Source organism: Sphingosinicella terrae, from assembly GCF_003347635.1.
Classification (GTDB): domain Bacteria; phylum Pseudomonadota; class Alphaproteobacteria; order Sphingomonadales; family Sphingomonadaceae; genus Allosphingosinicella; species Allosphingosinicella terrae.
In genome coordinates, this window is record NZ_QDFY01000009.1 from 13,824 (window position 1) to 27,611 (window position 13,788).

The 13,788-nt window shown below is 68.9% G+C and carries 13 protein-coding genes; 8 read left to right on the forward strand and 5 right to left on the reverse strand.

What is annotated here, in order from left to right:
- Positions 1–4 precede the first annotated feature (4 nt).
- On the reverse strand, positions 5–322 hold the full coding sequence (locus tag DDE10_RS16450) for a 2Fe-2S iron-sulfur cluster-binding protein (RefSeq protein ID WP_114953884.1): 318 nt from the start codon (positions 320–322) through the stop codon (positions 5–7).
- An 87-nt stretch (positions 323–409) separates the two neighbouring features.
- On the opposite strand from DDE10_RS16450, the gene DDE10_RS16455 reads away from it, so the two are divergent.
- Complete coding sequence (locus DDE10_RS16455) at positions 410–1,027, forward strand: DNA-3-methyladenine glycosylase family protein (RefSeq protein WP_114953885.1); 618 nt, start codon at positions 410–412, stop codon at positions 1,025–1,027.
- Positions 1,028–1,253: 226 nt separating this feature from the next.
- Here the strand turns inward: DDE10_RS16455 and DDE10_RS16460 are convergent, their stop codons facing one another.
- The 3 genes from DDE10_RS16460 to DDE10_RS16470 all read right to left on the reverse strand — a co-directional run bounded on the left by DDE10_RS16460 (position 1,254) and on the right by DDE10_RS16470 (position 4,218).
- The gene (locus tag DDE10_RS16460; protein WP_114953886.1) at positions 1,254–3,323 is read right to left on the reverse strand and encodes a S46 family peptidase; all 2,070 of its coding nucleotides are present in this window, start codon (positions 3,321–3,323) and stop codon (positions 1,254–1,256) included.
- A gap of 92 nt (positions 3,324–3,415) precedes the next feature.
- Positions 3,416–3,787: a response regulator gene (locus tag DDE10_RS16465; RefSeq protein ID WP_114953887.1), complete on the reverse strand. Its 372-nt coding sequence runs from the start codon at positions 3,785–3,787 to the stop codon at positions 3,416–3,418.
- A gap of 92 nt (positions 3,788–3,879) precedes the next feature.
- Entirely contained in the window at positions 3,880–4,218 is a 339-nt protein-coding gene (locus DDE10_RS16470; protein ID WP_162806678.1) for a 4-fold beta flower protein, read from the reverse strand.
- Positions 4,219–4,440: 222 nt separating this feature from the next.
- Here DDE10_RS16470 and DDE10_RS16475 point away from each other — a divergent pair, with 222 nt between their 5' ends.
- Positions 4,441–4,944 (forward strand): hypothetical protein, encoded by a 504-nt coding sequence (locus tag DDE10_RS16475; protein WP_114953889.1) that lies wholly within the window; start codon positions 4,441–4,443, stop codon positions 4,942–4,944.
- Between the two features lie 75 nt (positions 4,945–5,019).
- On the opposite strand, the gene DDE10_RS16480 is transcribed toward DDE10_RS16475, so the two are convergent.
- Entirely contained in the window at positions 5,020–5,643 is a 624-nt protein-coding gene (locus DDE10_RS16480; protein ID WP_114953890.1) for an FMN-dependent NADH-azoreductase, read from the reverse strand.
- Between the two features lie 99 nt (positions 5,644–5,742).
- On the opposite strand from DDE10_RS16480, the gene DDE10_RS16485 reads away from it, so the two are divergent.
- The 6 genes from DDE10_RS16485 to DDE10_RS16510 all read left to right on the forward strand — a co-directional run bounded on the left by DDE10_RS16485 (position 5,743) and on the right by DDE10_RS16510 (position 13,699).
- A complete protein-coding gene (locus DDE10_RS16485) occupies positions 5,743–6,690 on the forward strand; it encodes a LysR family transcriptional regulator (RefSeq protein WP_114953891.1) in 948 nt (315 codons plus the stop codon).
- A 31-nt stretch (positions 6,691–6,721) separates the two neighbouring features.
- Positions 6,722–8,581 carry a DUF885 domain-containing protein gene (locus DDE10_RS16490; protein WP_114953980.1) on the forward strand — a complete coding sequence of 620 codons (1,860 nt, stop codon included), beginning with the start codon at positions 6,722–6,724 and terminating at the stop codon, positions 8,579–8,581.
- Entirely contained in the window at positions 8,581–8,883 is a 303-nt protein-coding gene (locus tag DDE10_RS16495; protein ID WP_114953892.1) for a DUF3297 family protein, read from the forward strand. Before DDE10_RS16490 ends, DDE10_RS16495 begins: the two co-directional genes overlap by 1 nt.
- 11 nt (positions 8,884–8,894) lie before the next feature.
- A complete protein-coding gene (locus DDE10_RS16500; RefSeq protein ID WP_114953893.1) occupies positions 8,895–9,671 on the forward strand; it encodes an exodeoxyribonuclease III in 777 nt (258 codons plus the stop codon).
- A 323-nt stretch (positions 9,672–9,994) separates the two neighbouring features.
- Positions 9,995–12,085 carry a gluzincin family metallopeptidase gene (locus DDE10_RS16505; protein WP_114953894.1) on the forward strand — a complete coding sequence of 697 codons (2,091 nt, stop codon included), beginning with the start codon at positions 9,995–9,997 and terminating at the stop codon, positions 12,083–12,085.
- Between the two features lie 3 nt (positions 12,086–12,088).
- On the forward strand, positions 12,089–13,699 hold the full coding sequence (locus DDE10_RS16510; protein ID WP_114953895.1) for a ComEC/Rec2 family competence protein: 1,611 nt from the start codon (positions 12,089–12,091) through the stop codon (positions 13,697–13,699).
- Positions 13,700–13,788 lie beyond the last annotated feature (89 nt).

Sequence of the window (13,788 nt, forward strand, 5' to 3'; positions counted from 1 at the left end):
GCCCTCAGTCCTCGGGCGCGATCGTGACCCGCAGGCCGTCGAGCGCGTCCTTGAACTCGATCTGGCAGGACAGCCGGCTGGTTTCGTTGCGGTGATCGGAGGTGTCGAGCAGGTCGCCCTCGTCCGCATTGGGCGGGCCGACCGCGTCGAGCCACTCGGGATCGACATGGACGTGGCAGGTCGCGCAGGAGCAGCAGCCGCCGCAAAGGGCGAGCAATTCGTCGAAGCCGTTGTCGCGGATATTCTCCATCACGCTCCAGCCGGCGCGGCCCTCGACCGTCTTTTCGGTGCCGTCGCGGGTGACGATGGTGAGCTGGGGCATTCCGGCATCCTGCAAGAAAGGAGATGTGCGCGCGCCGACCTATGCTAGGCGGAACCGCGCAGCGCAAGGCGGGAGCAGGCGGTCGGGATGGGCATCGGTGCGGACCAATTGCGGGAGTCGCTCGACGCGCTTGCGATGATCGAACCGGCTTTCGCTCCAGTGATCGGCCGCATCGGCTATCCGCCGCCGAGGATCCTCGATCGCGGTTTCGAGACCCTGCTGCGCGCCATCGTCGGCCAGCAGGTCAGCATCAAGGCCGCCGCCTCGATCCTCGCCAAGGTGGATGCGGCGACCGGCGGCATTGCCGATCCGGAGAATGTCGCCCGTACCAGCGACGAGACGCTGCGCGCCGCAGGGTTGTCTCGCCAGAAGATCGCCTATGTGAAGAGCCTGGCCCAAGAGGCCATCACCGGCGGTATCGAATTCGAGCGGCTGCCGGAAGATGACGAGGCGGCGGTTGTCCTTCTCACCCGTGCCAAGGGCATCGGCCGCTGGACCGCCGAAGTCTATCTGATCTTCGCCGAAGGCCGGCGCGACATCTTCCCGGCCGGAGACCTCGCCGTCCAGGTCGAGCTCGGCCGCATCCTCGGCCTTGACGAGCGGCCGACCGAGAAGAAGGTGCGCGAACTCGCCGAACCGTGGCGCCCGCATCGCGGCGCGGCGGCGATCTTCGCCTGGCACCATCGGCATGTGGTGCCGGTGTAACCGGGGCCGAGAAGAGACGCGGCCATCGAGCGCGCGGCGTCGAGACCTCATACGTATCCCAGCGAAGGCTGGGATCTCAGTGCCTTACGGCTGTCGTCCAAAGGAAGAGAGATGCTGGCTTTCGCCAGGATGACGAGCAAGGGGACTTCTTCGCCCGTTCTAAAGCGGCGATGAATAGGATGGGCTACGCCGTGCGCTTGCGTGGCGGCCTCATTGCGGATGCGCCTCAGCGCTCCACCACCCTCAGCTCCTCGAGCAGGTGGTCCATGCTGTAAGCGTGGCGGAGCGCCGCGGTGATGGCGGCGGTGGTGACGAGGACGCTGCGATTGACCGCCGGATCGTAGCCATAGGCGTTGCGCTGGGTAAGCACCGTCGAATCGAAATTGGCGCCGATGATCTCGCCCGCCGCGTTGACGGCCGGCGAGCCGGACGAGCCGCCGATCGTGTCGGTCGAGGCGGCGACGTCGAGGACCGTTTCGGCCGGGATCCGGTCACGGGCGGCCGCGAGGCGGGGCGCGAGGTCGAAGGGCGGCGCACCGGTGGCGCGGTCCCACAGGCCGGCGAAGGTCGTGGCGTGGGGGATTGTGCGCCCCTGGTGCGTCCAGCCCTCGATGCGGCCGTAGGTCAGCCGGAGCGTTCCGGTCGCGTCCGGATAGAGGCTGGTGCCGTAGACGGCGAAGCGGGCGCGGGCGAGCTTTTCCCCGGCGCGCTCGGTCGGCGCCTCGACCCGCGCTTCATATTCGCTGCGCGTGCTCCGGGTGACCTCCTGGATCCGGAGCAGGAAGCGGATGAGCGGATCGTCCGAGGCGCTCACGGCCGCAAGCCCGCCCTCCCAGAGCGACCGCCGGAAGGCGAGATCGCCAAGGCGGGTATTGTGGGCGAGCCGCCGCGCCAGCGCCTCCGGCGATTCTTCGCCGAGCACCGCGCGGACGCGTGGATCGTCCACGGTCAGTATCTCTCTCAGCTTGGACAGCCACCAGGCGAGCTGGACCTCGTCCAGTGCGGGATAAGCGGGCCGCTCGGCGAGAAGGCTCGTCTCCACCTGGGGCAGCCTTGCGTCGCCATATTCGGGCAGGCGCTCGGCATTGGGCTTCTCCCGCTCCTGGGCGCCGCGGACCAGATCCTCGGCCCAGCCGAACAGGCGCGAGCCGCCGCCCGCGCGGATCTCGAGCAGATAATAAGCAGGATGGAGGCGGCGCACCTCGTCCTGCACCTCCGCCAGCTCCGCCCAGGGATCGCCGATGTCGCGCGCGAGCGCCGGGTCGGCGGCGACGCGGCGGCGGAAATCCGCTTCCGCCGCGGCGCGCCGCTCCATGAAGGCGCGGTCGACGAGGGCCTGCTGGCGGCCGTAGCCGCGCTTGTAGCCGTTCTCGACGCTCGACAGCGCCTGGCCGGCGATGAATGCATTCTGCTCGCTCGCGGCGCCGAACTGGATGAGCCGCCCGCGCAGCTCGCTGTTGAGGAGCTGCTCGAGCGGCAGGATCAGGTCGGCGACGGTGCGCAGCTGGTCCTGGGTGAGCAGGCGCTGGGTGGCGCCCGGGCTTCCCGACAGCAAGACCGGCTCGCCCTCGCGCGGCGGCGCCGGGTTCCAGCGGAAATGGACCGGCGTCGCCGCCGGACGGTCATTCTCGTAGATCCGCACGAAGGCCGCATCGACGGCGAAGCGCGGAAAGCTGAAATTATCGAGATCGCCGCCGAAGGCCGAGGCGCGATGCTCCGGCGCGAAGGCGAGGCGCACGTCGGCATAGCGGCGATAGGCATAGAGCTTGAACTGGCCGCCGCGGTAGAGCGGCACCACCTGGCAGCGCCGGCTCGAATCGCCGCCGCAGGCCTCGCTCTCGATCCGCGAGATCTCGGCGTCGCGGGCGCGCGTGAAAGCCTCGCCCTCGAGGCCGCGTCCCGCCGCCTGCACCCGGTCGGTGACGTCCGAAATGTCGGTGAGGATCTCGGCGACCATGCCGGGGCAGCGCCGCTCTTCGCTGCGAGAGGCGGGCGTGAAGCCGGACGCGACGAAGTTCCGCTCCGGCGTCGACAGGTCCTCGACGCAGCGCGAGGCGACATGCTCGTTGGTCAGGATCAGGCCCTCGCCGGACACCAGCCCGCCGGAGGCGCCGCCGAGCCGCACCGAGGCCAGGCGGACGCGATCGAGCCAGGCCTGGTCGATCCGCGTATCGAGCGCCGCGTTCGCCGCCGGAATCGGAAAATTGTCGAAGGTCCACATTCCCTCCTCGGCCGCCGCGGCGGTGGGAAGGGCGATGGCGGCGAGGAGAAGGGCGCGGACGCGGCGGCTCGGCATGAATGGGCTCCTGAGGGGTAGCGCCCGCCTACCGCGGCGCAGCGCCGCTTGTCACCCGCTCAGCCGAGTCCGGACTCCGACTCGGTTCTCGATCAGGCCGAGCGGGCCCGCCGCCGCTCCGCCAGGCGCTCGCGCAGGAGCTCGTCCAGCTCGTCGAGGGTGAACGGCTTTTCGAGGATGCGCACATCCTCGCCGGCGGCGCCGCGCAGGGCGCGCAAGGCGGCATGGCCGGTCGAGAAGATGATCGGAAGCTCGGGATCGATCGCGGCGATCTCGCGGGCCACCTCGGTCCCGTCCATCCCCGGCATCATGTAATCCAGGATGATCAGGCTCGGCGCCTTCTCGCGCACGAGCTCGATCGCCGTTGGGCCATCCGGCGCCTGCCGGACCGCATAGCCGAGCTCGGTCAGCGCCTGGGCGATGGTGGCGCGCACCGTCGAATCGTCGTCGACGACCAGGATCATGGGGCATTTTCCGTCATGGGCGGCGGTCACTACGAGCCCCCGCACAAAAGCTCAACTGCGGTGTGGCCGTTCGGCTCCCCGCCCGCGACCGACTATTCAGCCGCCTGGCTCAAATAGCCGTCCTGGCCGGCGCCCTGACGGAGCAGCGGAAAGGCGTCGGCATAGCCATAGTCCACGACCGCCCGGAGCCGGTAGGAGGCGCCGGCCGGCGGGCGGCGCGGCGGCGCGGGCACGGCGGGAATGATTCGCGGCCGACCCTGCGGCCGGCGGACGACCATGTCGCGGAACCACTCGCCGACATAGGTGCCGTCGAAGCGGTGGACGCGGCAGCCGACGATGCGGCCGAGCGGGATTCCCTCGAGATCGTAGATATTCGTCTCGTAGACGAAGCCGACGGGATCCCCGTCGGTGCTGTACACATACATGGTCATTCGAACGCCCCACAACTCGGCGAGCAGACGGCTCGCCCCGACTCGTACGCGATCATGCCGGCTGGCGGCATGACGCCGCCGAACGTGGGCATGCCTGGGGCCGCGACGCGAGTCCCGCTGCGACGGGTTGTTTTCCCAAGGCGGCGGGCGGATGGTTAACGGCCTAAAAGGAACGCCGGGGCGGGCAGGCCGTTGCCGCGGCGTCACAATGGAGGGACTCGCATGAAGCTGAGAACGGTCCTCGCCGCCGGTGCGGCCCTGGGCGCCATCGCCGCGCCCGCCGCCGCGCAGAACAGCAGCGCCGAGCCGCCTATCGTGGCGGTGCCGCCGCCGCCGCAGAAGGCCGAGCCCGGCCCGCCGCCGCCAAGCCCGCCCGCTTCGCCGCCGACGCCCGCGCCGCCCGAGGGCGGCACGGCGAGCCCGCCGCCGGAGACCGTCACGGCGCCGCCGCCACCGCCGCCGCCTCCCCCAGCCGAACCGGTGGTCATCAATCCCGATGCGGTTTATCCCAATGGCTTCGCCGATCCCGCCGATCCCTTCTCGAACGAGCTTTCGCCGAGCTATCGCGACGACGACGGCTTCGACTGGGGATTGCTCGGCCTGCTCGGCCTGCTCGGGCTCATTCCGCTCTTTCGCGGCCGTGAAGGGGGGCGCCGCGTCGTCTATGTCGAGCGGGACGACGACCCCCCGATCCGGCGCACGGTCCGTCGCGAGCGCGAGGAATAAAGGGACAAGGGCCGCACCTCGCGGTGCGGCCCTCGTTGGCGCCGGAGGGGAGGGCGCGATCGCGTCCGCTTCGCCTCAGGCGGCCAGGGGCAGCTCGCCGCCACCCAGCGACCGCAACCGTGCCGCGGCCTGTCCGATCGAAGCTTCCGCGGCGTCAGGGAAGCCGAGACGCTCGGCGCGGACCCATTCGACGTCGTCGATGCCCATGAATCCGAGCAATGTGCGGATATGAGGCTCCTGCGTGTCCATTACTCCCGCCGGACCTTCGCTGTACAGGCCGCCGCGGCTCTCGATCACGATCGCCTTCTTGTCCTTGAGCAAGCCCTCCGGGCCGGTCTCGGTGTAGCGGAAGGTGACGCGGGCGCGAAGGACATGGTCGAACCAGGTCTTGAGCGTCGAGCTCATGCCGAAATTGTACATGGGCGAGGCGATGACGATGAGATCGGCGGCCTGAAGCTCGGCGATCAGCCGGTCCGAGAGCGCGCGCGCCTCCTGCTCCGCCTCGGTCCGCGGCTCCGCCCGGACGCCCGCGACGGTCGCGGGGGTGAGGTGCGGGATCGGCTCGGTGCCGACGTCCCGGCGCACGATCTTCGCGCCGGGGTGACGGGCAAGAAGCGCCGAAGCGAAATCGTCGGCGAGGCGGGTCGACACGGACTCACCGGCCTGGGCGCTGCTCGTGACGATGAGGACGTTGTTCATGATCTTTCCCCTTTGCCGGAAATGACGTTGCAGGCCCTGATCTAGTGGTCTAGCGGCGTTGCCAGAAGTGAAGTGAACGGCATTGCAGGGTTGTGAAACATGGAACACTCGACCGATCTCGTCGATGTCCTCGCCTTCGTCAGGGTCGTCGAGACCGGCTCGTTCGCGCGCGCGGCCGAGCGGATGGGGCTGTCCAAGCCGGTCCTCTCGAGGCGGGTGGCGCGGCTCGAGGACCAGTTGGGCGCGCGCCTGCTCACCCGCACGGCCCGCGGCGCCCACGCCACCGACATCGGCCAATCCTATTATGCGCGCGCCGCCAACATCCTCGCCGAGCTCGAGGCCGCGCAGGAGGTGGTCGCCGAGGCGGTGACCCAGATAGCGGGACCGATCCGGCTGTCGGCGCCGCTCTCTTTCGGGATCATGCATCTGGCGCCGGCGCTGACCGATTTCGCGGCGGCCCATCCCAAGGTCGAGCTCGACGTCGAGTTCGAGGACCGTACGGTCGACCTCACCGGAGGCGGCTACGACCTGGCGATCCGGATCGGAAGCCTGCCCGACTCATCGCTGGTCGCGCGCCGGATCGCTCCCGTCCGGACGGTCGTGGTCGCCTCGCCGGCCTATCTCGACCGGCGCGGGCGTCCGCAGCGTCCCGCCGATCTCGCCGCCCACGACGCCATCGCCTACGGAACCGACCCCTGGCGTTTCCGCGTCGGCGGCCGTTGGGAGACCGTCAGGGGACAGACGCGGCTCCGGGGGAATAATGGCGAGCTGCTGCGCGCGGCGGCGGTGGCGGGCCTGGGCGTCTGCATCCTCCCCTCCTTCATCGCCGCTCCGGCGATCGACAGCGGCGAGGTCGAGGTGATCCTGCTCGATTTCCCTCTCGAGGAAAGGGCCCTGCACGCGGTCATGCCGCCGGGCCGTTCCACCACGGCGCGGGTGCGGGCGCTGGTCGACTTTCTCGTCGCCCGCTTCGGCCCGGAGCCCGCCTGGGATCCATGCTGGCTGGCCCGGTCCACCGAGGTTGGACGCGCGCAGGCCAGCCGCTAAGGAACCGTCCTGCCCGATGAAGGACCAAGTCTTGAAGCCCCAACTCCCCCTCATTCTCCTGCTGCTCGCCGGCGCCTGCACCACCGCGCCGACTCATCTGGGCTCCGCGCCGGGCGCCGGTGCCGCGACGCTGCCTGTCCCTGAAGCCGCGCCGGCCGATCCGGCGGCCGAGGATGCCCGGCTGACCGCCTTTCTCGACGCCGCCTTCGACGCCCAGGCCGCGCTCAATCCTCAGCTGCTGACGAGCCTCGGCAGCAAGGCGCAATATGACCGGCTCAACGACTATACCGACCTTCATCGCGAACGGCAGCTCGCGCTCGCCGAGCGCCAGCTTACCGAGATGCGCCAGGCTTTCGATCCGGCGCGGCTGAGCCCGGCGGGCCGCCTCTCCTTCCGGCTGTTCGAGACGGAGGTTGAGCGCGACCGCGACGCCTTCCGCTGGCGCTGGCACGGCTTCCCGGCGACCAACAATGGCAGCCCGATGGGGTCGATCCCGGTCTTCCTGATCAACAATCATCGGATCGACGACGTTTCCGATGCCGAGGCCTATGTGTCGCGACTGCGCGAGGTCGATCGCGTGATGGGCGAGATCTCGGCCAACATGCGCCACCAGGCGGAGCTCGGCATCGTCCCGCCGGCCTTCAATTTCGCGCCCGTCCGGGCCGATGGCCGCCGCATCCTCGACGGCGCGCCCTTCACCAGCGCCGCCGACAGCGCCGTCTTCGCCGACTTCAAGCGCAAGGTCGGTGCGCTCGACGTCGCGCAGGCCGAGAAGGACCGGCTCGTCGCGGCCGCGCGCGAGGCGCTGACGGGTCCCTTCCGGCGCGGCTACGAGACGATGCTGGCGACGCTCGACGCGATCGAGCCGCGGGCACAGGGCATTCGCGGCGCCTGGTCCCTCCCGAGCGGAGAAGCCTTTTACGCGCAGCGTCTGCGCCAGTCGACGACGACCACCCTCGGGGCCGAGGAGATCCATCGGACCGGCCTCGAGCAGGTCGCCCGTATCCACGGCGAGATGGAGCGGATCAAGCAGCAGGTCGGCTTCGACGGCTCGCTGCGGGACTTCTTCCGCCACATCGATTCGAGCGACGACTTCAAATATCCGAATACGGAAGCGGGCCGGCAGGCCTATCTCGCCGACGCCCGCCGCTTCATCGACCAGGTGATGGCGGCGGCGCCGCGCTGGTTCGCCCGGCTGCCGCGCGCGCCGCTCGAGGTTCGCGCGGTCGAGGCCTTTCGCCAGGACACGGCCGCCGTCGCCTTCTACAACCGGCCGGCGCCCGACGGCTCCCGGCCCGGAATCTATTATGTGAACCTCGCCGACATGAACCAGGTGCTGCGCCCGCAGACCGAGGCCATTTCCTACCATGAGGGCGCGCCCGGCCACCATTTCCAGATCGCGCTCGCCCAGGAGCTGCCGGACGTGCCGAAATTCCGGCGTTTCGGCGGCTATGGCGTCTACAGCGAAGGATGGGGCCTCTATGCCGAGGGGCTGGGCAAGGAGATGGGCTTCTACCAGCAGCCGATTTCCGAGTTCGGCATGCTGTCGACACAGCTCTGGCGGGCGATCCGGCTGGTGCTCGATACCGGCATCCATCATCATCGCTGGAGCCGCGAGCAGGCGATCCGCTATTTCCTCGACAACGGCCTGCTCTCCGAGCGGGACGCCACCAAGGAAGTGGAGCGCTACTTCAACAATCCCGGCCAGGCGACGAGCTACATGATCGGGCAGCTCAGGATCCTCGAGCTGCGCGACCGAGCGCGACGGGAACTGGGCGACCGTTTCGATATTCGCGAGTTTCATTCGGCGGTGCTCGAGAACGGAGCGGTTCCGCTCGACGTGCTCGAGCAACTGGTCGAAGACTGGATAAGGCAAAGGAGGAACGGCTGATGGCCGACAATGCACCCCCCGATCGGCTGTCGAACAATCCGCGCAGCGAACATTTCGACATGGACGCCCTGCAGCGCGGGGTCGGCGTGCGCTTCAAGGGGCGCGAGCGGCAGGATGTCGAGGAATATTGCGCGTCGGAAGGCTGGATCCGGGTCCAGGCCGGCAAGGCTGTGGACCGGCACGGCCTGCCGGTGACGGTGAAGCTGTCAGGCCCGATCGAGATCTGGTGGCGGGACGAGCCTCCGGCCGGCGAAGGCGAAGATGAGGGAAGCGGCGACGGAACCGAAGAGGGGGCCGAATAGTCGCACGTGGCGTGAGAATCGCCACCTTCAACGTGAACGGCGTCAACGGCCGGATCGACCTCCTGATCGAATGGCTTGCGGCCACGCAGCCCGACGTTGCCTGCCTGCAGGAGCTGAAGAGCCCTGACGACAAGTTCCCCATCCAGGCCATCGAGAAAGCCGGCTACGGCGCCGCGTGGCACGGCCAGGCGCGCTGGAACGGCGTCGCCATCCTCGCCCGCGGCTGCGAGCCGGTCGAGACGCGACGCGGCCTGCCGGACGGCGCCGGCGACAGCCACAGCCGCTACATCGAGGCGGCGATCGCCGGCGTGCTGGTCGGCTGCCTCTACGCGCCGAACGGCAATCCGCGGCCCGGCCCGAAGTTCGACTACAAGCTCGCCTGGATGGATCGGCTGATCGCCCATGCCGGCGCGCTGCTGGAGGCGGATTGTCCGATCGTCCTCGCCGGCGACTATAACGTCATCCCGACCGATGCGGACGTCTACAAGCCGGAGCGCTGGGCCGACGACGCCCTCTTCCAGCCCGAGCCGCGGGAACGCTATCGCCGGCTGCTCGGTCTCGGCTGGACCGATGCGATTCGCCATCTCCACCCGGACGACACCATCTACACCTTCTGGGACTATTGGCGGAACGCCTGGGCACGCGATGCCGGCATCCGGATCGACCATCTGCTGCTCAACCGCCAGGCCGCGGACCGGCTTGTGGCCGCCGGGGTCGATCGTGAGGTGCGGGGATGGCCGCATGCCAGCGACCATGCGCCGGTCTGGGTCGAGCTTCGCGACGCCTGAGCCGCCCGGTGGTCGTGAGTTCCGGCCGCCGCGCCCGAAGGCGTCGCGCGTCCGTCGCCACCCATCGGCAAGAAAGAAAGCCCTCGCCAGGGAATGCCTCTTCCAAGTGGGCAGCGAATTCCGTGCTCGCATTACAAAGGCGGGAACACGGCAAGATGATTTGACTTCTGCGGCCGCGAGAGTTCTACTTTGGATCGAGTCGCAGGAAGATCAGGCGAGCATCACGACTTGCCGGTCTCAGGCGCCGCCCCCTCACGGGCTCTAGCTCAAGCGGACAGCTCATTGACGTTCGACCAGCCCCAGCTGCGGAGAGGGGGAGCGATATGGACGTGCCTTCGGGTTTCGAGCAGCGCCAGGCGGAAGCCGACGCGAAGGCCGGGGTAGAGGCGCAATATCCTGCGCCGGCGATGAGACGATTGCGGGTCTATGCTTTCGACCCGCAAGCCTCGCTCGATCTCGACACCGCGGTCGTCAACGATGCCGTCATCAGCCTGCCCTGGGAAACGCCGTGGGAGGAACCGCTGACGGCGGGGCCGCGCAACGAATATCTCGAGGTCATCGACTACGATCCCACCAACGGCCTGTTCTACGCGCCGGTCGATCTTTCCGATCCGCTGCTGCTGGCTCAGGACGGGCTGCCGCCATCGGAAGCTCAGCCGCAATTCCATCAGCAGATGGTGTTCGCGGTGGCGATGAAGACGATCCGCTTGTTCGAGCGTGCGCTCGGCCGCTCGGTAATGTGGGCGATGGAGCCGCGCGAGACCGAGGCGCAGCGGAAGGAAAGGGCCGATCTCGACCTCCCTCATCCGCGCGACAAATATGTGAAGCGCCTGCGCATCTATCCTCACGCGCTTCGCGAGGCGAACGCCTATTACAGCCCGGAAAAGACGGCGCTCCTGTTCGGCTATTTCCGCAAGGGCGAAGGCGAGGAGGCCTATGACAAGGACAGCGGCTGGGTCTTCACCTGCCTGTCCCAGGACATCATCGCCCACGAGACCGCCCACGCCATCCTTCACGGCATGGAGCGCCGGTCGATCGAGGCGAGCAATCCCGACTCCCGCGCCTTTCACGAAGCCTTCGCCGACATCGTCGCCTTGTTCCAGCATTTCGCGATGACCGACGTGGTCGCGCATCAGATCGCGCATACGCGCGGCAGCCTTCGCGCCCTCAGCCTGCTCACCGGCCTTGCCCAGCAATTCGGCCATGCCACCGGACGCGGCGGCGCGCTTCGCAGCGCCCTGGACACGATCGGCCGTGAGGCAAAGGCGATGGACGCAGCGCCGGACGCCGGGGTCCGCCGCGAGACGATCTCGCGCACCACCAAGCCGCACGACCGCGGTGGTTTTCTCGTTGCGGCAGTCTTCGACGCGTTCGTCACCATCTACGAACGCCGCACCGAGGATCTGATGCGGCTCGCGACCGGCAGCTCGCGGCCGGACGGCCGGGAGCTCTCGCCCGATCTGGTCCGCCGGCTCGCTGCCGAGGCGACCAAGGCGGCCGACCACCTCCTGCGCATGTGCGTGCGGGGCCTCGACTATCTGCCGCCGACCGGCATCCGGTTCGGCGAGTATCTGCGCGCGGTGGTGACCGCCGATGCCGATCTGGTTCCGGACGACCCGCTCCGCTACCGGGTGGCGCTCGCCGAGGCGTTCAGCAAGCGCGGCATCTTCGCTCCCGGTTGCCTCTCCATGTCGCCTCCGGCCCTCTATTGGGAGCCGCTCGATTTCACGGAGTTCGAATCCCTCGGTCCGGCGGCGGTCAATGCGGCCTTCGAGAGGCTGCTCCCGAACATCCGTTCGACCGTCAATTACGAGCGGGTCCAGGAGGAGATGCACCTGACCGGCGCCCGCCGGCTCAACCTGCGCGAAGAGAGCTTCCGGGTCATCCGCGAGAACCAGATCGCCGTGCATCGCTGGCTCAAGGACCTCATGTCCGGGCTGTCCGGCGACGGGCCGGAGGCGATGGCGCAGCGGCGAGACTGGGAGAGGATGCTCGGGGTCAAGCTGGACGGCAGTCTCCGCTCGATCTCGCGAAACCGAAAGGGAGAGCCGGCGGTCGAGGTGCATTCGGCGCGGATCGCGCGCCGGGCCGGACCGGACGGACAGGAATTGCGACAGCTCATCGTCCAGATCACGCAGCGCCGCCGTGCCTATGCGGACGACAAGACCCAGGACGCGGCGGACGACGGCAGCCTCGAGAGGACCGACCCGGAACGCTGGAACGACAATCCCTTCTGGTTCCGCGGCGGTTGCACGATCCATGTCGACCTTCGCGACGGCCGGGTGCGCCGCGTGATGCGGACGCGGATCGACAATGACGCGCGCCTGGAGAAGGAGCGCGCCTTCCGGACGGGCCCTGAAGGTCGCCTCGGCGTGACCGAGCGCGAGCCCTTCGCGATCTTGCACAGGAGCTGAGGGATGGCGCGCAGCACCAGGGCCGCGGCGCGGGCGGACGGCAGCGACGCCGTCGCCGTCACCGTGCGTATGTACAAGGGCATCCTCGGCGACTGCTTCCTGCTTCGCTTCACGCGGGGTGAGCGTACCAGCCGCGTCCTCATCGACTGCGGGATCATCCAGGGCGTTGCCGGCGCCAAGGGACGCATGCAGGAGATCGCCGCCGATATCGTCGCCCAATGCGGCGGCGACGTCGCCGAAGGGCGGGCCGGCCACCTCGATCTGCTCGTCGTCACCCACGAGCATTGGGACCATATCTCAGGCTTCGGCCAGGCCGCCGAAATCTTTATCGGCGAGGATGGCGGCCAGCCCCTGCTCGAGATCGGGCGGCTCTGGATGGCCTGGACCGAGGATCCCGAGGACGATCTGGCGGCGGAGCTCAGGGGCCGGTTCGACCGGCGCAAGAAGGCGGTGGCGATGATGGGACTTGCCGCCGCCGGCGCGGTCAATGCCTTTGCCGCGGCGCCCGCCGAGGCCGCCACCGGGCTCGAGGCCTTCGTCGGACCGCTGGACGAAGCCGGCGCCCTCGGCTTCGGCTCGAAGCTGACCGGACGGGCGATCATGGCGAAGTTGCAGGAGGTCGCATCCGCGACCGATTATCTCCGGCCCGGACAAGTCGTGGAGACGCCGGGCGAGGTCGCCATCCGGACTTTCGTGCTCGGGCCGCCGCGAAGCAAGGATCGGCTGTTCAAGGACAGCCCGAGTGCGGGTGACCGCAAGGAGACCTATCTCGACGAGCCGGACGTGTGCGAGGGGCCGATCCTCGCCTTGGCGGAAAAGGGCAACGAGGCCGATCTCTCCGCCTTCTCGCCATTCGCGCCGCGGCACCGCCGGCTGACGCGTCGCGAGGTCGAGCGCTGCAACGCGGCACGCGGCGACCGCGCCAGCGAGGCTCCCGACGTCTTCGGCTGGCTCCAGCGCCACTATTTCGATCCACGGCCCGGCTGCCGCTACGAGGCGAACCGGCCGAAGGACCATGATTGCCGCAAGGACCTGTTCTGCAGCCTCGATCAGGGCCAGCGGCGGATCGACAATGACTGGATGCAGGCCGCCGGAGCGCTTGCGCTGAAGCTGGACAGCGACACCAACAATACCAGCCTCGTCCTGGCGTTCGAGCTGCCCGGCGGCGAGGTATTGCTCTTTGCCGCCGACGCCCAGGTCGGAAACTGGCTGTCCTGGCACGACCAGACCTATGCCGCCGCCGGCGGCGAGGTCACCGCCGAGGCGCTGCTCGGCCGCACCATCCTCTACAAGGTGGGGCATCATGGCAGCCACAATGCGACCCTCGACGAGAAGGGCCTGCGGATGATGCGCGATCCGCGGCTGACGGCGATGATCCCGGTGGTCGAGGCGGTCGCGAAGAAGCAGCCGGGCCATGGCTGGAAGATGCCGTTCCCGGACCTCAAGTCGGAGCTGCTGGTGCGCACAAGCGGGCGCATCCTGCGCGGCGACTGCGCGGCCGGCCGCGACCTCGACCATGGCGAGGATCGTGACCTCAAGCCCGGACGGGAGTTTCTCGACCGGGTGGCCGATCCCGATCACCAGCTCTGGGTCGAGTATCGCGTCAGCGGCTGAACGAATGGCGGCGGTTCGCCGGCCGCCGCTATCTTCGCGGCTTCAGAACGTCAGCCGGCCACCGGGCGAGAGCACCGGTGCATGCGCCT